The sequence below is a fragment of the Halopseudomonas oceani genome (genome assembly GCF_963677335.1).
Taxonomy (GTDB): Bacteria; Pseudomonadota; Gammaproteobacteria; order Pseudomonadales; family Pseudomonadaceae; genus Halopseudomonas; species Halopseudomonas oceani.
Window position 1 is genome coordinate 873,499 of the sequence record NZ_OY781932.1, and the last position, 19,557, is coordinate 893,055.

A 19,557-nucleotide genomic window follows, 5' to 3' on the forward strand; every position below is an offset into this window, starting at 1 on the left:
TTTACGGCATTCTGACGGGCCCTGATAACAACACTGGATGGAACAGCCGATGCCGACAGTAGACATTACCCGCGAACACAGCCTGGGCAAGGAAGAAGCGCGTCAGCGCGCGCAACAACTGGCCGACAAGCTGGTTCAGAAGCTGGATGTAAAGTGCAGCTGGCAGGGTGATCAATTGACCTTCAAGCGCAGCGGTGCCGACGGGTGCATCACCGTTTCCGACGCCGACGTGCGGGTCCAGGTCAATCTGGGCATGATGCTCACCCCGATGGCCGGCATGGTGAAGAGCGAAGTGCAGAAGGCGCTGGACAAATACCTGGGCTAAGCGCTGCGCCATCGTGTCGCAGGCTCGGGCGGTAACCGCCAGTCCAGAGCCTGCGCACCTCCCTTTGCGGACTGGCTGTTCTGCCCGGTCCCGGTTTTTAGTATGTGTTTTCTAATTTTGCTGCGTAATGTCGTCTCCAAGGATCGGTAACCGGTCCATTGCAGTATCCCAATCTACTGAACTGGAGTTACGAACATGGCCAAGAACACCGCAAAGAAAATTGAAGAAAGCACCGCTGGTTTTGCTGCTGACGTGAAGAAGTACGCCCATCAGATCTGGCTGGCCGGCCTGGGTGCCTACGCCAAGGCGGGTAAAGAAGGTGCGGACTACTTCAAGACCCTGGTAAGCGAAGGTGAAGCAGTAGAAAAGCAGGGCAAGGAGCTGGTTGCCGGCCAGGTTGAAGCCGCCAACAGCCGCATCGAGAGCTTCAAAGAGAAGGTGCAGGAAAAGACCGGCGGTCGTTTCAGCAAGGTCGAAGAAGTATTCGACGAGCGCGTTGCCTCGACCCTGGGTCGCATGGGGATTCCGAGCAAGAAAGATATTGATCAGCTGTCTGCTAAGCTGGATGATCTGAGTGCTGCACTCAAGTCGCTGCAAAGCAAGTAAGGTCACAGAGGAGTTGCTCCATGGCGGGTAAGAAGAAGGACAAGGATCCAAGTTGGGTTGCGGATATCGAAAGCTATTCGCGACAGATCTGGCTGGCAGGTCTGGGTGCCTACGCCAAGGTCGGGAAGGAGGGCGTGAAGCTCTTTGAAACCCTGATCAAGGACGGTGAGGCGGCCGAGAAGAAAGCCAAGGCCGAGATCGACAAGCAGGTCGATACCCTTAAGGGTAAGGCGAAAGCCAGCAAGAATCCGCTTGATGACGCGAAGTCCAAGGCCGAGAAGGCCCGGGGTAAGCTGACTGGCAAGTGGAACGAGCTGGAAGAAGCCTTCGACAAGCGTCTCAACAGTGCTGTTTCCCGCCTTGGGGTGCCCTCACGTGATGAAGTGAAGGTGCTGAATGACAAGGTCGATGAGTTGACCAAGCTGATTCAGGGCATGGCCTCTGGCAAGGCTCCGGCTACCAAGGTTGCGCCCAAGGCCAGCCCGGCCAAAGCCACTGCCAAACCGGCAGCAAAACCGGCTGCCAAGCCTAGGGCTGCTTCTGCAGCCAAGCCCGCAGCTAAAACAGCGGCGAAACCGGCTGCTGCCAAGCCGGCTGCGAAGCCTGCTGCAGCCAAGCCCAGGGCGCCGGCGAAGCCGAAAGCCCCGGCCAAGCCAAAGGCAACTCCGGCTGTGAAGGCGCCTGCTTCGGCGGCACCTGCTCCGGCTCCTGCAGCATCTGCTGCGGACAAGCCGACCGACGCCTGATCGCACTCAGTCGTACCCGACCCCGCACTGCTTCGGCACTGCGGGGTTTTTTATTGGTTCTTCACTCAATTCCCGGATGACGCTACTGCTTACTAAGCCGGGACGATTTACCGAATGCTCAGATCGTTGAGTGGGCACCGGGGTTCTTCCCGTTTACGCGGGCGAGTAGCGCAGGCTTGGCGGGAGATCGCTAAGGGGGGCAGGGCAAGCAGCCACCCTTGGCTCGCAGAAAAAGGCGAAAGGCTGACGCGGCAACCGTGCTGGATGAAATGGTAAACCGAAGGAGGCTGTTTACGCGCCTAATCCGCGATGAACCGTTTTACCGCCTGGGTAAAGGCGATCAGTCGTAGCGTTCAATCAGTAGCTGCATCCACTCGGCAGTTTCCTCGTCGAGGCAGGGGCGCAGCAAGCCAAGCATTTGCTGCACGCCGCTGGCGGCATCAAGCTCGCCGTTACCCGCTACGCGCTGGTAGTCGAGCCAGAACAGGGTGGTCTGGCACAGCGCGTCGAGCAGCCGTTGTTCTGCATCGGCATCGCAGATCAGGTGCCCGCTGTCACGTAGGGCCTGCAGTACCTGATCCAGCCGGGCGCGCAGTGCTGCCAGCCAGGGGGACATGGCCTGGCGGAGGTAGGGGTAGCGGCCCATCAGGTTGGACAGGTCCTGAAACAGGAAACGGTGCGTGGCGATCGCTTCGAACAGCAGATGCAGCAGCAGCCAGAGGTCCTCTGGAGTTGCCTCGTCGGGTTCCTCGGCACTGACCAGCAGAGCGCGGGTGGTCAGCAGAAAGTCATCGACCAGCGACTCCAGTAAGGCTTCCTTACCCTTGAAGTGGTAGTACAGATTGCCTGGGCTGATCTCCAGCTCGTTGGCGATGTCCAGTGTGGTGACGTTCGGCTCACCGTGGGTGTTGTACAGCTCCAGCGTGCAGAGCAGGATTCGGTCGCGGGTTTTCATCGGTTGCTCATTGCTGTTGGACGTAAAGGCCGGGCGCAGGGCCGTGGCCACCATCGGTATGAACCGGTGCATCAACCAGCTCGCCGCTGTGTTGCTTCAGCCAGGTGCTCCATGCAGGCCACCAACTGCCCTGCACGGTGCTGGCTGAGGCTAACCAATCATCCGTCGAGACGGCGTTTGCGTTGCCATGCTGAAAGTGGGCTCGTGGGTGACCGGGTGGGCACAGCAGCCCCTGAATATGGCCACTGTGGCACAGATTGAAGACTTTCTCGCCCCCCAGACGGGTGCCGGGGTAGGTGTTTTGCCACGGCACGATGTGGTCACGGCGCGCGGCCAGATGCCAGCTGGGCAGAGTGACGGCGCCCAGATCGATGGGCTCGCCGTTCAGCTGCAGGTTGCCCGGCTGGCCAAGCGGGTCGCGATCCAGCAGGTCAAACAGGTCTTCTACCAGTTGCGCCGGCAGGCGGGTGTGATCGTGCCCCCAGGTGGTGACGGGGCTTTGCTTAAGCTCCTGACCTAACGCGTAGCGGGTAACGGCGGGCGTCCAAACCAGTTGCTCGGGACGCATCCAGCCGAAGGCGGCACCGCTGCTGCGGGCGTCCAGGTAGCCGTCGCGCCAGACCCGTTGGCGTAGACGCTGTCGGGTTGCCGGTCCGCTGAGCCGCATGACGTCAGTCTGCAGACGGGTGTCGAGTGGCGTCACCAGCAGGCTGAACGCGCTGAGTTGGCGGGTGTGGTCGCTCGCTGCCTGCCAGGCGCAGAGCAGGGCGGCAATCAGGCCGCCGCTGCAGATCCCGGTGAGTGTCGCCTGCGCGCTGGCGCTATGCAGCAGACATTCGTTGAGTGCGCGCTGGCTGGCGCTGACGTAGCGACCTAGTCCCCAATTGCAGTGGCTGGGGTTGGGGTTGCGCCAACTGATCAGATACACCTGCAGACCCTGTTGCAGGGCGTAGCGGATCAGGCTGGTGTCCGGGGTCAGGTCGAGCAGGTAGAAGCGATTTATCGGCGGCGGCACGATCAGCAGCGGTTTATCGTGTACCTGATTGGTCAACGGCTGATAGCAGATTAGTTCGAACTCGGCGTGGCGAGCGATAACCCGGCCCGGACTGCAGGCAATGTCTCGCCCCAGCAGATGGCTGGTATCCAGATTGGGTTGGGCGAAGGGGCGGCCGCTGGCCAGGTCGCTCCACAGGTTGTGTCCTCCCCGGCACAGGCTCTGGCCGCGGCTTTGGCGGGCCGCTTCGGCAACCTCGGGATTGAGCAGGCTGTTGCTGGGTGATGCTGCTGCAGCCAGTTGCACCAACAGCCAGCGAAGTTGCGCACGCTCGTGCTCGGCAACTTCAAGTCCGTCGAGCCAGTCGGCCAGCGGCAGCTGCCAGGCCTGCCATAGCTGCAGTGCCCGCTGAGGCAAGGCTGCCTGCCAGCCGGGATGGGTAAAACGCGGGTCGTCGTTCAGCGTGCTGAGATCGAGCCGCCCCTGCAGGGCCTGAAGCACCTTGCTCAAACTGCGGCGCAGGTAGTCGGCGTGGTGACACGGCTGGCGTATCAGGCTGCGTAGCAGCGCCAGCAGGCTGCTCGAAACATCAGCCCCAATGGTGGTGGTGGGTAATCGTCCATGGGGGTGGTCGGGCATCCAGCTTTCCTGATCCAGATACGTATCTTGGGGTCTAGCCTACGGCTTCCGTGCCCGTGTTGCCAGACGATCAGCCATGGTGTGGCGTTTGCTTTCCCGGGATTGTGTGGCGAATCACGGCGGGTTGCTTCTCTTCGGAAAGGAAGGCCATGATCATCGGCGCAACACTCTGCGCTCGAGTCACCAGAAACAGGTGGCCGTCGTCGATTACGTGCAGCTCTGAGTTGGGAATGCGCCAGGCCAGCAACTTCATGTTGATCAACGGAATGATGGGGTCGTCGTCACCGGCCAGAATCAGCGTTGGCTGCCGGATCTTGTGCAGCCAGTGCACGCTGGTCCAGCCAAGCCCGGCGAACAGTTGCCAGTAGTAGCCCAGCTTGCCTGAGGAGCGGACCTTGGAAGCGTGCTTTTCTGCCAGATGCGGGTCGCGGCGGAATGCCCCGCCGTAGATATCGGGGGCGATGCTGACCCCATGCGATGGCTGAATGTAGCGCCGTGGGCTGGCCATCTTCATCAGTACCGCCGGCCGACCCGGGACCATTACAGCGCCAGCCGAGGTGGCCGCGAGAATCAGCTTCTTGCAGCGCTCGGGGTGACTGTAGGCAAACTGCTGTGCCAGCGCCCCGCCCCAGGACACGCCAATGACGTTGACCTGCGAGTAGTCGAGGTAATCCAGCATCCGTGCGGCCAGCTTGGCCAGGCCCGGAAACCGGAACGGCGTCATGGGTGTCGACGAGCCGCCGACACCGGGCACATCGAAGGCGATGACCTCCAGATCAGGGTCCAGCGCTTCGATAAACGGAAAGACCAGCTCCAGGTTGGCGCCGATGCCATTGAAGATCAGCAGCGGTGGCAGGGAGCTGGAGCCGGGGCGGACGGCAGTACGCAGGTACTGACCGTCCAGCTCAATGGTGCGAAAGACAATGGACTGCGGCATGGACAGCTCTCTGTTGGGCGCCACTCAGCGCTCGTGAACGTAGGTACCCGGTGCTGGTTCCAGCGCCGGATAGTTCTCATTGCCAAGGACCGTCGGAGCCGGTTTGCGTTTGCCGCCGCGGGTATGCAGCCAGTCGCGCCAGTATTGCCACCAGGAGTCAGACTGTTTGGTTGCGGTTTCCAGCCACTGCTTGGCGTCGCCGCTGAGATCGCCGCCGGTAAAGAAGCGGGCTTTCGGGTTACCCGGCGGGTTCAGGATACTCTGGATATGACCGCTTGAGGACAGCACGAACTCGCACTTGCCGCCCATCAGCTTGGCCGACTTGTAACAAGCTTCCCAGGGGGTAATGTGATCGTTCAGGCCGGCGATGACGAATAGGTCACTCTTCACCTGCTTGAGATCAATCGGGGTGCCGCTGACCTCCAGCGCGCCAGGGCGGGTGAGCGGGTTGGTCTTGAACATTTCCAAGAACTCGCCATGCAGCGCAGCGGGCAGGCGGGTGGTGTCGTTATTCCAGAACAGGATGTCGAACACCGGCGGCTCGTTGCCCAGCAGGTAGTTGTTAACCCAGTAGTTCCAGATCAGGTCGTTGGGCCGCATCCAGGCAAAGATCCTTGCCATATCGCGGCCTTCGAGCACACCGCTTTGATACGACATGCGCCGTGCTGCTTCGATCGAACGTTCGTCCGCAAACAGCGCAACCTGGGTCTTGAGTTCGGTATCGAGCACGCTGACCAGCAGGGTGTAGGAGTGGACCTTCTTCTCTTTCAGGGCGGCATAGTGGCCAAGCAGGGAGACGGTGGTGATGCCGCCCGAGCAGGCACCGAGCATGCTCAGGTCTTTGCTGCCGGTCACGTCCAGCACCACGTCGACCGCTTCCTTGAGCGCGTCGATATAGGTGCTAAGCCCCCACTCGCGGTGGCTCTTGGTCGGGTTGCGCCAGCTGACGACGAAGCCCTGCATGTGGTTGCTGACCAGGTAGCGCGCCAGGCTCTTGTCCGGCGACAGGTCGAAGACGTAGAACTTGTTGATCTGCGGCGGTACTACCAGCACCGGACGCTCGTAGACCTCCTCGGTCAGCGGCTTGTACTGGATCAGTTCCAGCACCTCATTGCGGAAGATGACCGAGCCGCGAGTGGTGGCCAGGTTGCCGCCGACCTCAAAGGCATTCATGTTCACCTGGCTTGGCATGCCGCCGTTGTGGGCGATGTCCTTGGCCATGTGGGTGAGGCCATCCATGATGCTCTTGCCACCGGTTTCAAAGAAACGTTTGAGGGCGGCTGGGTTGAGTGCGGTATTGGTCGGTGACATGGCCTCGGTCATCAGGGCGATGACAAACTGCGCACGGCTGATGTCCTGTGCTGACAGGTCCGAGCTGGTAATCCAGCTGTTGAGCTCCTTGCGCCAGGCGAGGTAGGTCTGCATATAGCGACGGTAGAGCGGATTCTGGCTCCAGGTCGGATCGACGAAGCGGCGGTCGTCGGCGCTGGGGGCAAGTTGTGAGCGGCCCAGCATCACGTCGGTAAATGCCAGGCCCAGGCGGCCGATATGACGCAGGCTGTGGACGGGTTGTTTGACCGTTTGCCGTAACACCATCCGGGCAGTGCTGATAAGGTCGCGCGCTGGTACACCAACCACTGGGTTGGGACCGAGAATATGTTCGCTGGCCTTGTTGGCCAGATTTTCGTTATTGGTTTTGTCGCCCATTTTCAACGCTCCAATCTGAGGCAGGGAAGCCGCTCTGAATGCAGTCCAGCAAGAATTGAACCAGCTTCCTGGTGTCGCACTCATGAGACACGTTAGCACGCAGCTTGTGTGCTGTTAACGCCTTTTTTTGACTGGGTCGACTTAACCAGATCTATGTGTCAGACAGGTGTTGAGGCGGGAATTTGTCAGGGGATGAAGCGGATAGCGCTGACGTCGGGGTCGCGCGATGCGTCATTTTGGTGCAGTTCGTCGAGGTACGACTGCCAGCGCTGTACCTGCTCGGTGGCGAGGTGGTAGAGGTAGTCCCAGCTGTAGAGGCCGCTGTCGTGTCCGTCGTCAAAAACCAGCTTGAGCGCGTAGCGGCCAGCGGGCTCGATGCCGGTTAACGCAACGTTGACCTTGCCGGTCTGGAGGATGGGGTTTCCATGGCCGCGCACCTCGGCCGAGGGCGACATGACCCGCAGGTATTCAGCAGGCAGGTGATAGCTGCTGCCGTCGGCATACCCCAGCTCCAGCGTGCGCGAGGCCTTGTGCAACTTGATGCGGGTCGGGATAGGTGCGGGCATGGCAGAGTCCTGAGCTTCAAGCTTCAAGCTTCAAGCAGATCGCATGGCGCGCACGATCTGCTGTTCGCTTGCCGCTTGAAGCTTGCGGCTTGGGTTAAAGGATGTAACGCGACAGATCTTCGTTGACGGCCAGCTCACCGAGGTGACTGTCGACATAGGCTGCGTCGATGACCAGCGGTTGCTCATCGTGCTTGGCTGCCAGGTCCGCGGCACTGAACGAAACTTCTTCCAGCAGGCGCTCAAGCACTGTGTGCAGGCGGCGGGCACCGATGTTCTCGGTCTTCTCGTTGACCTGCCAGGCGATTTCCGCGAGGCGGCTGACGGCGTCGGAGGCGAACTCGATCTTCAGGTTTTCGGTTGCCATCAGAGCACGATACTGCTCGGTCAGCGAGGCATCCGGTTCGGTCAGGATGCGCTCGAAGTCGCTCGGCGTCAGTGATTGCAGTTCAACGCGAATCGGCAGGCGGCCTTGCAGCTCCGGAATCAGGTCTGACGGTTTGGTCAGGTGGAAGGCGCCGGACGCAATAAACAGGATGTGGTCAGTCTTGACCATGCCGAACTTGGTGTTCACCGTGCAGCCCTCGATCAATGGCAGCAGGTCGCGCTGTACCCCTTCGCGGGAAACGTCAGCACCGCCGCCGCTATCGGCTCGCTTGCTGACCTTGTCGATCTCATCAAGGAAGACAATGCCGTTCTGCTCGACGGCGCTGATCGCGCGGGTCTTCAGGTCGTCTTCATTGACTAGGCGTGCTGCCTCTTCGTCGCGCACCAGCTTGAGCGCGTCGCGGACCTTGAGGGTGCGGGTTTTCTTCTTGCCCTTGCCCAGGTTGGAGAACATGTCGCGCAACTGGTTGGTCATCTCTTCCATGCCCGGCGGGGTCATGATTTCGATGCCGGCAGGTGCGTCTGCAACCTCGATATCGATGTCCTTGTCGTCCAGTTCGCCTTCGCGCAGGCGCTTGCGGAACAGCTGTCGGGTGCTGCTGTCGCTGCGCTCCGGCTGGTCGCCAGTGGCAGGGCGGGCGCCTGGCAGCAGGGCGTCGAGGATGCGCTCTTCGGCAGCGTCTTCGGCGCGGTAGCGAACCTTGGTCATCTCCTGTTCGCGCAGCAGCTTGATGGCGGCATCGACCAGATCACGGATGATGGATTCGACGTCGCGACCGACGTAACCCACCTCGGTGAACTTGGTGGCTTCGACCTTGATGAACGGTGCCTGGGCCAATTTGGCCAGACGACGAGCGATCTCGGTCTTGCCGACACCGGTCGGGCCGATCATCAGGATGTTCTTCGGAGTGACTTCGTTGCGCAGTGCCTCGGGCAACTGCTGGCGGCGCCAGCGGTTGCGCAGGGCGATGGCGACGGCGCGTTTGGCATCCTGCTGACCGATGATGTGTCGGTCCAGCTCGTGCACGATCTCACGGGGTGTCATGGACATGGGGTTGAATCCGGTCGCCTCAGGTGTTGGCGTCCAGCTCCTCGATAGTCAGGTTGCGGTTGGTATAGATGCAGATGTCGCCGGCAATGTTGAGGCTGGTTTCGACGATCTCACGAGCAGACAGCTCGGTGTGCATCAGCAGGGCGCGCGCGGCGGATTGCGCGTAGGGGCCACCGGAACCGATGGCGATCAACCCTTCTTCAGGCTCGATGACATCGCCGTTGCCGGTGATGATCAGCGAGGCGTCCTTGTTGGCGACGGCAAGCAGGGCTTCCAGCTTGCGCAGGGCGCGGTCGGTGCGCCAGTCCTTGGCCAGCTCGACGGCGGCGCGGACGAGGTTGCCCTGGTGTTTTTCCAGTTGGGCTTCAAAGCGTTCGAACAGGGTAAAGGCATCGGCGGTGCCACCGGCAAACCCGGCAATGACCTGATCCTTGTAGAGGCGGCGTACCTTGCGGGCATTGCCCTTCATGACGGTGTTGCCGAGGGATACCTGGCCGTCACCTCCGATCACGACCTTGCCGTGGCGGCGTACGGATACGATTGTAGTCACGCGCAACTCCTGGTTGGCTGTGGGGGAAAAAGCGGCAGGATCGCTGCCTTGCTTCCTGATCTGGGGGCGCTGATCAGGATTTCAAGGCAAAGGAAGAGCGCGCCCGAGAAACGGGCGCGCAAGGCTCAACGCTGCTGTGGCAGGAGGTTGCTGAAGCCGTTACCACCGAGAGTACGCTGGGCTTGGGTCATGCTGTCTTTGTTGCTGAATGGGCCAACTTGAACGCGGTACCACTGATTTCCGTTGATGGTGGCGTTCTCCAGCTTGACGTCCAGGCCAAGCAGCAGGATCTGCGCCCTCAGTTGATCCGCGTCGGAGCGCTGACGAAAGGAACCGGCCTGCAGATAGTAGGACGGGCCATTGGCGGCCGGCTTGCTGGCCTCGGGCGCAGGTACAGGTGTCGGCGCCGGAGCAGGCTGGGCAGGCTGCTGGGGGACATTGACGTCCGACTCCGGCAGCAGGGTGTAAAAGTCGTATTGCGGCTTTGGCGTGCTGGGCTGTGCCGCTGGGGTGTTGGCAGGCTTGGGCGGCTCGGGGGCGCGCCTTACCTCCTCACGCCCTGGCTCGAGTTGCAGCAGGAAAGTAACGAACACACCAATAACCAGTCCGCTGACCAGCCACAACCAGCCGGGAATGCCTTTGCGCTTTGGCGCAGATTGCGCGCGGCTGGCGCCGCGGCGGGGGGCTTTGCGTCCTTTTGCCATGCCCTTACATACGCTCCAGAGTGTTGATGCCCAGCAGGTTCAAACCCTGCTTGAGAGTGCGGCCGGTCAGTGCTGCCAGGCGCAGACGGCTGTCGCGCTGGGTCTCACTGTCCGCTGCGAGGATCGGACACTGTTCATAGAAGCTGGAGAAGCGACCGGCCAGCTCGTACAGATAGGTGCAGAGTACGTGTGGGGTACCTTCACGAGCAACGTAATTCAGCGTGGCGTTGAACTGCGCCAGATGCGCACCCAGTTCGGTTTCGGCCGGCTCGATCAGCGCCAGAGGTGCCAGATTGGCGACCGAGTCCATGCTGCGCTCCAGCCTACGGAATACGCTGGCAACACGGGTGTAGGCATACATCATGTAGGGCGCGGTGTTGCCCTCGAAGCTCAGCATCAGGTCGAAGTTGAAGCTGTAGTCGCTACTGCGGTGCTTGGAGAGGTCGGCGTACTTGACCGCGCCAATCCCCACGGCGGCGCCGATGGCGCGCAGCTCGTCGGCCGGCAGCTCCGGGTTTTTCTCTTTGACCAGGCGCAGAGCACGCTGCTCTGCCTCGTCGAGTAGATCGACCAGCTTGACGGTGCCGCCGTCGCGGGTCTTGAACGGCTTGCCGTCGGCGCCATTCATGGTGCCGAAGCCCATGTGTTCAAGTTGCATGTCGGCGGGAACAAAGCCTGCTGCCCGGGCCACGGCAAATACCTGCTGGAAGTGCAGCGCCTGACGCTGGTCAACAAAGTACAGCACGCGATTGGCGTGCAGCTCGGCATGGCGGTAGCGCATGGCGGCCAGGTCGGTGGTGGCATACAGGTAGCCGCCGCCGGCCTTTTGTACGATCACCGGCAGCGGGTTGCCGTCGGCGTTCTTGAACTGCTCAAGAAAAACACACTGGGCACCTTCGCTTTCGGTCAGCAGGCCGGCGCTGCGCAGATCGGCAACGATGCCCGGCAGATCGGCGTTGTAGGCGCTTTCGCCGCGTACGTCAGCCGGCGTCAGGCTGACGCCAAGGCGGTCGTAGACGGCCTGGCAGTGACCGAGGGAGATGCTGTTGAAGCGTTCCCACAGGGCCAGGCAGGACGGTTCGCCAGCCTGCAGGTCGACCACGCGCTGGCGGGCGCGGGCGGCGAAGTCTTCGCTTTCGTCGAAGCGCTTCTTGGCCTGGCGGTAGAAATTCTCCAGGTCGCCCAGCTTGGCTTCGGCGTCGACGCTGTGTTCTTCCATGTAGGCCAGCAGCATGCCGAACTGGGTGCCCCAGTCGCCCACGTGGTTCTGGCGGATCACGGTGTGGCCGAGGAATTCGAGGATGCGGGCAACGGCGTCACCGATGATCGAGGAGCGCAGGTGGCCAACGTGCATTTCCTTGGCTAGGTTCGGCGAGGAGTAATCGACCACCACGCGCTGGGCTGGAATCTCGGCGCGCACGCTCAGCTGCGGGTCGGTCAGTGCGGTTTCAAGCTGACCGGCCAGCCAGCCGGCATCCTGGAAGAAGTTGATGAAACCGGGGCCGGCGATGTTGACCGACGCAACGGCCTGGTGGGCGGGCAGGGCGGCAATCAGCTTCTCGGCCAGATCGCGCGGCTTCATGCCGGCCGGCTTGGCCAGCATCATCGCCAGGTTGCTGGCGAAGTCGCCGTGCGCCTTGTCGCGGGCATTCTCGACCTGAATGGAGGGCGAAAGGTCGGTCGGCAGCACGCCGTCGGCCTTGAGGCGGTCTACAGCGTCGGCAAGCAGTTGGCTGATCAGGTTCTTCATTTAATGGAGTATCCGGCAGGTGCCCAGTGAAAACCTGACATTATCCGTTTTATGGGGCGGCTTGCCAAACCCTGTGGTCGGTTGTGGTGGTTTGCGCGGGCTGATGGCTCCCACGTGGAGCGTGGGAGCCATCTAAGGTTGTTTACAGAAAGCTCGGATAGTGGAGTGTGCACCCGGGTTCGTCCCGTTTACGCGGGCGAGTAGCGCAGATTTATCGGGAAAAGAAGCGTAGGCTGTCTGAGGAGCGTAGCGACGAGTTTTCGCGCGGCCGGCGAGGCTTCCCCGATAAATCGAGCAACGCAGCGAACCCGAAGGGCCGCGTAGCCGGGTGCCCCGGGGGATTGCTAAGGGGGGCTGGGCAAGCAGCCCCCCTTGGCTCGCCGTAAAAGGCGAAAGGCTGACTTAACCGCTGCGCGATGCCGATACTGGGCGCTGGTTTTTCGCTGATCGTCCCTCGCTCTGCGTGGAATGCCTGCAAGGACGCGTTGCGTCCGGTCTGGTGGAGCGTGGAAGCCATTACTGTACGGCTAAAACATATCCAGCGGATCAATATCAATCGACCAGCGCACCTTGCGCGCCTGCGGGTGCTGTTCCAGCAAAGGCAGCAGCATGTGCACCAGCTGATGCAGGGCCGAGCGCTGGGCGGCTTGCAGCAGCAGTTGGGCGCGGTGGCGGCCGGCGCGACGTTCCATTGGTGAGGGTACCGGGCCGAGCAGGTCGATGTCCGCCAGGTTGTGCTGACCGATCAGTACCTCGGCCTGCTCCAGCGCGGCATCGAGAAAGTCCTCGGCGGCGCTGGCCTGATTGGCTTCGGCGCGCAGCAGCGCCATGAATCGATAGGGCGGCAGCTGAGCTATTTCGCGCTCGGCCAGTTCGCGCTCGGCAATCGCCGGGTAGCCGCGCTCGGTCAGTTCGATCAGCAACGGGTGCTCGGCCATGTGGGTCTGAATGATGACCTGCCCCGGTTTTTCGGCGCGTCCGGCGCGTCCGGCGACCTGGGTAATCATCTGTGCCATGCGCTCGGGGCCGCGGAAGTCGGCGGAGAACAGCCCGCCGTCGGCGTCCAGAATGGCGACCAGGGTGACGTTGGGGAAGTGGTGTCCCTTGGCGAGCATCTGGGTGCCGACCAGAATGCACGGCTTGGCGCTCTGGATGGTCTCCATCATGTCCTGCATGGCGCGCTTGCGGCTCATGCTCTCGCGGTCGATGCGCAGTACGTCGGTGTGCGGAAAGCGTTCCTTGAGAAACTCCTCGGTGCGCTCGGTGCCGGCACCCAGCGGGCGCAGGTCTTCGCTCTGGCATTTGGGGCAGTGGCGATCGAGCGGGCGCTGGCTGTTGCAGTGATGGCAATGCAGGTGCGGCGGCGACTGGTGCACGGTCATGCGTGCATCGCAGCGCCGGCACTCGGCAATCCAGCCGCAGTCGTGGCACATCAGGGTCGGGGCAAAGCCGCGGCGGTTGATGAATACCAGTACCTGATTGCCACGCTTGAGGTGCTCGCCGACCAGCTCGGTCAACGGGCGGGAGAGGCCGCCTTCCAGCGGTCGACTGCGAATGTCCAGGCACTGGAAGGTCGGTGCCTTGGCGTTGCCGGCGCGAAGGGTCAGGCGCAGGTGCCGGTAGCGGCCCTGTTGCACGTTGTGCAGGCTCTCGAACGACGGCGTCGCCGAGCCGAGGATCACCGGCACCTGTTCCAGGTGGCCACGGTAGACCGCCAGATCGCGCGCGTTGTAGCGCAGACCGTCCTGCTGTTTATAGGAGAGGTCGTGCTCCTCATCGACGATGATCAGGCCGGGCCGCGCCAGCGGGGTGAAGATCGCCGAGCGGGTACCAATAACAATGGATGCGTCGCCGTCGCGGGCAGCGATCCAGGCATCCAGCCGTTCGCGGTCATTCAAGCCGGAATGGAGAATCACCACCGGTGCGCTGAAGCGCTGCTGAAAGCGGCTCAGGGTCTGAGGGGTCAGGCCGATCTCCGGGATCAGTACCAGCGCCTGGTGGCCGCTGAGCAGGCAGCGCTCAATCGCTTGCAGGTAAACCTCGGTTTTGCCGCTGCCGGTTACGCCTTCCAGCAGCCAGGTATGAAAACCCTCGGCACCGAGAATCGCGTCCAGTGCCGCCTGCTGTTCGGCGTTGGCGGTGAGGTGCGCCTCCCTTAATAAAGGCAGCGGTTCGGCGACATGGTGCGGTGAGCGCTCGATGCGCTGGACTAGGCCCTTGCCCTCAAGGGTGACCAGCGTGTCGCGGCTCAGCCCCCATTGGCCGATCAGCGCGTGGGACAGGCCATGCGGATGCTGGGCGAGGATTTGTACCGCCTGCTTTTGCTTTGGCGCACGTTGCACCGCCGGGTGCTCGGGGTAGGCGCCGGGCTGCAGCTGCCAGAGCTGGTCCTGGCGGGCCAGCGCCGGTTCGCCCTGGCGCAGCAGGACCGGCAGGGCGACGCTGAGAGTATCGCCGAGGCCGTGCTGATAGTAACGTGCGGTCCACAGACACAGGCGCCAGAGGCTGTTGGGCAGCACTGGCGTCAGATCGAGCAGCGCCTCGGCGGGCTTGAGTCGATTGGCCGGCACCTCGGTGTGGTCACTGATGCCGGCAATCATGCCAACCATGGCGCGATTGCCGAACGGCACCCGCACCCGCTGGCCCACCTGCAGATCGGCTGCACTGACTCCCCGCGGCGCGCGGTAGTCGAACAGGCGTCTCAGCGGTGAGGGCAGGGCAACTTGCAAGATGGGTCCGGTCACGCAGATCACTCCATGGGGCGTGCAGCAGATGGTACCACCGACGGGCGGAAAACAATGGTGCTTGCGTCGGGGACGGATTCTGTTATCATCGCCGGCCTATTTTCCGGTCACTCTGTATGCGCCGCTTGTGGCATACAGTCACTTGGCTGGTAGAACAGATTCAGAGTGCGGTGCCCGATCAGGTTGATCCGGTGGCGGCACAAACCAACCGAGGACATACCATGAAAGCTGATTTGCATCCGAAGTACGAAGAAATCGAAGCGACCTGCAGTTGCGGCGCGGTGATCAAGACCCGTTCCACCCTGTGCGCTCCGATCCACCTGGACGTCTGCTCCGAGTGCCACCCGTTCTACACCGGTAAGCAGAAGGTTCTGGACACCGGCGGCCGTATCGAGCGCTTCAAGGCTCGCTTTGGCGCGGTCAGCAGCAAGTAAGTTCGTCATGCAGGCCCTTGTGGCTCTGGCGAACGAAAAGAAGGCGTCCCTCGTGGGCGCCTTTTTTCTTGTCTGCAGTTTACTGGCTGGCTGCGTTCAGGCTGAGCCGCCGGTAGCATCCTGTGCAGTGCCTGCAGGGGTTGAAACGGTGTACAGCCGAAGTGTCACCGACGGCGATACCCTGCGTCTGGCAGACGGCCGCCGGCTGCGGCTGGCGGGTATCAATACCCCCGAGATCGGGCGTGACGGCAAGGCGTCGGAGCCCTGGGCGCAGGCGGCTCGGCGGGAGCTGCTGGCGCTGGTCGACGATGAGCCGTTACAGCTCAAGGTCGGGGCTGATCCGCGCGATCATTACGGCCGTACGTTGGGCTATCTGTTCGACAGCCACGGCCGTAGCGTTGAGGCGCAGCTGCTGCAGGCCGGTCTCGGTTATGCGATCGTCATTCCGCCCAATGATGCGCTGGCCGAGTGCTATCTGGCGGCTGAGGCCGACGCGCGTCAGTCCCGGCGAGGGCTCTGGCAGTCTGATCCGGTGCAGTCGGTGGGGCGGCTCCAGAACGGCGGTTTTCAACTGCTGCGCGGCCGGGTGGTTGCTGTTACCCAGACGCGTCCGGCGCTCTGGATTGATCTGGACGGCCCGCTGACGCTCAGGCTGGAGCGCCGGGATCAGGCACACTTTACGGCGCTGCCGGATAGCAGCTGGGTTGGTCGTGAGCTGGAAGTGCGCGGCTGGGTAGTTGATCGCGGCGAACAGCAGAATGGCTTTCGGCGCTTTATGACCAGCCTGCGCCACCCGGCCCAGATACACCCGGTCAGTACTCACTGACAACGTCAAGATGACTCAAAGTTGTAAGAGAATGTCCTTGACATTGATCTCGTGAATAACCTTGCGAGGGGGTGTCGTTTTATGTACTCTCCGTCGTCCGCATGAGCAACCTGACCGGAAAATAGTGACCATGTCTGATTTGAGAACTGATGCACTCGCCTATCACGCCGAACCGCGTCCAGGCAAACTGAGCGTTGAACTGACCAAGCCGACCGCGACTGCCCGCGATCTGGCTCTGGCGTACAGCCCGGGTGTAGCAGAGCCGGTGCGTGAAATCGCCAAGGATCTGGAAAACGCCTACAAATACACCGGTAAGGGTAACCTGGTTGCCGTTATCTCTGACGGCACCGCCATTCTGGGCCTGGGTAACCTCGGCCCGCTGGCGAGCAAGCCGGTCATGGAAGGTAAGGGTGTCCTGTTCAAGCGCTTCGCTGGCGTTGATGTTTTCGACATCGAAGTTGAAGCCGAGAGCCCGCAGGCCTTCATCGATACCGTCAAGCGTATCTCCTGCACCTTTGGTGGTATCAACCTGGAAGACATCAAAGCCCCCGAGTGCTTTGAGATCGAGCGCGCTCTGATCGAGCAGTGCGACATCCCGGTATTCCACGATGACCAACACGGCACCGCTATCGTTACCGCTGCGGCGATGATCAACGCGCTGGAGCTGGCCGACAAGACCATCGAAAACGCCAAAATCGTCTGCCTGGGTGCCGGTGCGGCTGCCATCGCCTGCATGAAGCTGCTGGTCAGCCTGGGCGCCAAGACCGAAAACATCTACATGCTCGACCGCAAGGGCGTGATCCACGCTGGCCGCGATGACCTGAACGAATACAAGGCCATCTTCGCCACCGAGACCGACAAGCGCACCCTGGCTGATGCCATGAAAGGTGCTGACGTGTTCGTTGGTCTGTCCGGTCCGAACCTGCTGCAACCGGCTGAGCTGAAACTGATGGCCGAGAACCCGATTGTGTTCGCCTGCTCGAACCCGGATCCGGAAATCGACCCCGCGCTGGCCCACGCTTCGCGTCCTGACGTGATCATGGCTACCGGTCGTTCCGACTACCCGAACCAGGTCAACAACGTTCTGGGCTTCCCCTTCATCTTCCGTGGTGCGCTGGACGTTCGTGCGACCCGCATCAACGAAGAAATGAAGATCGCTGCGGTTCACGCCATCCGCGAACTGGCTAAGGAGCCGGTACCGGAATACGTTTCCCAGGCCTACGGTGGGGTCGACCTGGAGTTCGGTCGTGAGTACATCATTCCGAAGCCGATGGACGTCCGTCTGATCGAGAAGGTGCCGGCCGCTGTTGCCCAGGCTGCCATCGATTCTGGCGTTGCCACGCTGCCCTATCCGGCGCACTACCCGCTCAAGTCGGTTGAAGACTGCATCTGAACGGCATTGCGTTGAACGAAAAAACCCGCCTCGGCGGGTTTTTTTGTGCCTGTTGTTTGCTGTCAGACTGGTGGTGGTTCAATCCGGACCTGCACCTCCCCCGCGTTCAGGCTGGCGCGCAGCAGGCTGCCCACAGGGGGCACCTCGGCGTTAAGCAAGGCTCTGGCAACCACGGGTTCAAGGTGATGGCGAAAGCTGCGGGCCATGGCGCGCGCGCCGAAGCGGTGGTCGTGGCCGCGGGCTGCAAGCCAGTCACGCAGCTCGGCATCCAGCGCGAGCTGAACCTGATGCCGGGCCAGTCGTTGATTGAGCTGTGCCAACGCCAGTTCGACCAGATGCTGCAACTGGCTGCTGTGCAGTGAGCGGTAGCGAATGCGGTGATCCAGTCGGTTGAGAAACTCGGGATCAAAACGCTGTTGCAGTGCACGCCGCTGTACCCGTTGCTGTAGGCTGCTGCGCCAGCGGGGTGGCAACAGTCGCGCCCAGCCCTGCTCCAGTTGTTGCACGCTGCTGGCGCCGAGGTTGCTGGTCAAAAAAATCAGGCTGTTGCGAAAGTCCAATGTGCTGTTGCCGGCGCTGAGGCGCAGTTGGCCGTTGTCGAAGATATTCATCAGCGCGCGAATGACCGGGTCGCTAGCTTTCTCCAGCTCGTCAAACAGCACGAGGCCGGGTCTGCCGAAGCTGCCTTCGATGGCCTCGCGGTCGAACAGGGTGGTGCCTTCCTTGCTGCCGACGTAGCCGGGTGGTGCGCCAGTCAGGGAGGCAGCGTAGTGCTCCTGTGCCAGGGTGTTCATGTCGATCCGGCACAGGGCATCGGCCCGACCGTGAATCGCCTCGGCCAGCAGTCGCACGGTTTCGGTTTTGCCGACGCCGGTAGGGCCGAGCAAAAGGAACACGCCGAGTGGTTTGCGTGGATCGCCCAGCTCGGCCTTGACCACCGCCAGGCTGTCGCTGATTTCTGCGAGGGCATCGTCCTGACCGATGATGCGCTGCTGCAGCAGCTGCATGACGCGCAAGGGCTCAAACAGGAAGCGGCTGGCGTGGGCGCGGGTGCGCGGCGCTTGCTGCTCGTTGTGTTGCTGGTTCTCGGCCAGCAGGTCGTTGATAAAGGGCATGGTGTTGGGCCGTATCGCTCCGGGCGGGGCGCCGTGCGGGCGCCCCGGTGTGGTCAGAGTCCGGCTTCGCGTTCCTTGCCGGAGTGGGGCAGCTCGCCGACCGGGCAGTCGGCGACGCCGATGGTTTTGCGGGTCATGGCCTCGACATTGTCGCGCGCCTTCTCCGCGTCCATGACCCAGGTGCGATAAAACTCGAATGGGCAGTCTGCCACGCCTCGGTCACCGTCGCCGGAGTTGTACATGCCGGTGTAGCCACGATGCAGCAGCTTGAACAGGTGGTTCTGCGACTGGTCGTTGGCACGCGCATCACGAATCTGCGACACTGACAGTTGCGCGTACTGCACGCCCATGTCCTCTTCGCCACATTCGCCCAGCGTACGGCCGTCGAAGCCGATGATCGCGGAATGACCGAAGTAGCTGTAGACGCCGTCAAAGCCGGTGGCGTTGGCGACGGCAACGTAGCAGTTGTTGGCCCAGGCCATGGTCTTGGCCATCATCACCTGCTGGTCCTTGGCCGGGTACATGTAACCCTGGCAGCGGACGATCAGCTCGGCGCCCTTCATCGCGCAATCGCGCCAGATTTCCGGGTAGTTACCGTCGTCGCAGATGATCAGGCTGATCTTCATGCCCTTGGGGCCTTCGGATACGTAGGTGCGATCGCCCGGGTACCAGCCTTCGATGGGGCACCAGGGAATGCACTTGCGGTACTTCTGTACGATTTCGCCCTGATCGTTGATCAGTACCAGAGTGTTGTAGGGCGCCTTGTGCGGGTGTTCTTCGTGACGCTCGCCGGTGAGCGAGAAGATGCCCCAGGTGTTGGCCTGCTTGCAGGCCTCGCTGAAGATCCGGGTTTCGTCGCCGGGTACCGTGGTGGCGGTCGCCATCATCTCGTCGCCGTCGTACATGATGCCCATGGTGCTGTATTCCGGAAACACCACCAGGTCCATGCCCGGCAGACCTTGTTTCATGCCGATGATCATATCGGCGATCTTGCGCGCGTTGTCGAGTACCTCTTCGCGGGTGTGCAGGCGCGGCATCTTGTAGTTGACGACAGCCACGCCAACGGTATCAGGACTGCTGGAAATATCTCCGTGACGCATGGGTAACTCCTTCGTTGCGGTTGAGTTGCAG

Annotated in this window: 17 protein-coding genes and 1 pseudogene; 6 read left to right on the top strand and 12 right to left on the bottom strand. The window is 62.0% G+C overall.

What is annotated here, in order from left to right; genetic code table 11:
• Positions 1-49 precede the first annotated feature (49 nt).
• From ACKPCU_RS04035 to ACKPCU_RS04045, 3 genes and pseudogenes are all read left to right on the top strand, one after another.
• Entirely contained in the window at positions 50-325 is a 276-nt protein-coding gene (locus ACKPCU_RS04035; protein WP_104736455.1) for a polyhydroxyalkanoic acid system family protein, read from the top strand.
• Positions 326-520: 195 nt separating this feature from the next.
• Positions 521-931: a phasin family protein gene (locus ACKPCU_RS04040; protein WP_104736454.1), complete on the top strand. Its 411-nt coding sequence runs from the start codon at positions 521-523 to the stop codon at positions 929-931.
• A gap of 20 nt (positions 932-951) precedes the next feature.
• Positions 952-1,650 (top strand): annotated as a pseudogene (locus ACKPCU_RS04045) (phasin family protein); the annotation flags it as partial.
• Between the two features lie 367 nt (positions 1,651-2,017).
• Here ACKPCU_RS04045 and ACKPCU_RS04050 read toward each other — a convergent pair.
• From ACKPCU_RS04050 to ACKPCU_RS04095, 10 genes are all read right to left on the bottom strand, one after another.
• Positions 2,018-2,632 (bottom strand): TetR/AcrR family transcriptional regulator, encoded by a 615-nt coding sequence (locus tag ACKPCU_RS04050; protein ID WP_104736452.1) that lies wholly within the window; start codon positions 2,630-2,632, stop codon positions 2,018-2,020.
• Positions 2,633-2,639: 7 nt separating this feature from the next.
• Complete coding sequence (locus tag ACKPCU_RS04055; RefSeq protein ID WP_321350103.1) at positions 2,640-4,265, bottom strand: PHA/PHB synthase family protein; 1,626 nt, start codon at positions 4,263-4,265, stop codon at positions 2,640-2,642.
• A gap of 70 nt (positions 4,266-4,335) precedes the next feature.
• On the bottom strand, positions 4,336-5,202 hold the full coding sequence (gene phaZ / locus ACKPCU_RS04060) for a poly(3-hydroxyalkanoate) depolymerase (RefSeq protein ID WP_104736808.1): 867 nt from the start codon (positions 5,200-5,202) through the stop codon (positions 4,336-4,338).
• Positions 5,203-5,226: 24 nt separating this feature from the next.
• Positions 5,227-6,909 carry a class II poly(R)-hydroxyalkanoic acid synthase gene (gene phaC, locus ACKPCU_RS04065; RefSeq protein ID WP_321350105.1) on the bottom strand — a complete coding sequence of 561 codons (1,683 nt, stop codon included), beginning with the start codon at positions 6,907-6,909 and terminating at the stop codon, positions 5,227-5,229.
• Positions 6,910-7,094: 185 nt separating this feature from the next.
• The gene (locus tag ACKPCU_RS04070) at positions 7,095-7,475 is read right to left on the bottom strand and encodes a gamma-butyrobetaine hydroxylase family protein (protein WP_321350107.1); all 381 of its coding nucleotides are present in this window, start codon (positions 7,473-7,475) and stop codon (positions 7,095-7,097) included.
• 94 nt (positions 7,476-7,569) lie between these two features.
• A complete protein-coding gene (gene hslU, locus ACKPCU_RS04075; RefSeq protein WP_321350109.1) occupies positions 7,570-8,910 on the bottom strand; it encodes an ATP-dependent protease ATPase subunit HslU in 1,341 nt (446 codons plus the stop codon).
• 19 nt (positions 8,911-8,929) lie between these two features.
• Positions 8,930-9,460: an ATP-dependent protease subunit HslV gene (hslV, locus tag ACKPCU_RS04080; protein ID WP_088276135.1), complete on the bottom strand. Its 531-nt coding sequence runs from the start codon at positions 9,458-9,460 to the stop codon at positions 8,930-8,932.
• Between the two features lie 125 nt (positions 9,461-9,585).
• A complete protein-coding gene (locus tag ACKPCU_RS04085) occupies positions 9,586-10,164 on the bottom strand; it encodes an SPOR domain-containing protein (protein ID WP_104736447.1) in 579 nt (192 codons plus the stop codon).
• Between the two features lie 4 nt (positions 10,165-10,168).
• Positions 10,169-11,914 (bottom strand): arginine--tRNA ligase, encoded by a 1,746-nt coding sequence (gene argS / locus ACKPCU_RS04090; RefSeq protein ID WP_321350113.1) that lies wholly within the window; start codon positions 11,912-11,914, stop codon positions 10,169-10,171.
• Positions 11,915-12,441: 527 nt separating this feature from the next.
• Positions 12,442-14,658 carry a primosomal protein N' gene (locus ACKPCU_RS04095; protein ID WP_321350115.1) on the bottom strand — a complete coding sequence of 739 codons (2,217 nt, stop codon included), beginning with the start codon at positions 14,656-14,658 and terminating at the stop codon, positions 12,442-12,444.
• A 221-nt stretch (positions 14,659-14,879) separates the two neighbouring features.
• Between ACKPCU_RS04095 and rpmE the strand changes: the two genes are divergently transcribed.
• The 3 genes from rpmE to ACKPCU_RS04110 all read left to right on the top strand — a co-directional run bounded on the left by rpmE (position 14,880) and on the right by ACKPCU_RS04110 (position 17,311).
• Positions 14,880-15,092 (top strand): 50S ribosomal protein L31, encoded by a 213-nt coding sequence (gene rpmE / locus ACKPCU_RS04100; RefSeq protein ID WP_088276158.1) that lies wholly within the window; start codon positions 14,880-14,882, stop codon positions 15,090-15,092.
• A gap of 148 nt (positions 15,093-15,240) precedes the next feature.
• Positions 15,241-15,918 carry a thermonuclease family protein gene (locus ACKPCU_RS04105; protein WP_321350117.1) on the top strand — a complete coding sequence of 226 codons (678 nt, stop codon included), beginning with the start codon at positions 15,241-15,243 and terminating at the stop codon, positions 15,916-15,918.
• Positions 15,919-16,048: 130 nt separating this feature from the next.
• Positions 16,049-17,311 carry a malic enzyme-like NAD(P)-binding protein gene (locus tag ACKPCU_RS04110; protein ID WP_321350119.1) on the top strand — a complete coding sequence of 421 codons (1,263 nt, stop codon included), beginning with the start codon at positions 16,049-16,051 and terminating at the stop codon, positions 17,309-17,311.
• Between the two features lie 62 nt (positions 17,312-17,373).
• On the opposite strand, the gene ACKPCU_RS04115 is transcribed toward ACKPCU_RS04110, so the two are convergent.
• Together ACKPCU_RS04115 and ACKPCU_RS04120 are read right to left on the bottom strand one after the other, a co-directional pair.
• On the bottom strand, positions 17,374-18,426 hold the full coding sequence (locus ACKPCU_RS04115; protein WP_321350121.1) for an AAA family ATPase: 1,053 nt from the start codon (positions 18,424-18,426) through the stop codon (positions 17,374-17,376).
• A gap of 53 nt (positions 18,427-18,479) precedes the next feature.
• Positions 18,480-19,526 carry an aliphatic amidase gene (locus tag ACKPCU_RS04120; RefSeq protein ID WP_321350124.1) on the bottom strand — a complete coding sequence of 349 codons (1,047 nt, stop codon included), beginning with the start codon at positions 19,524-19,526 and terminating at the stop codon, positions 18,480-18,482.
• Between the last annotated feature and the right edge of the window lie 31 nt (positions 19,527-19,557).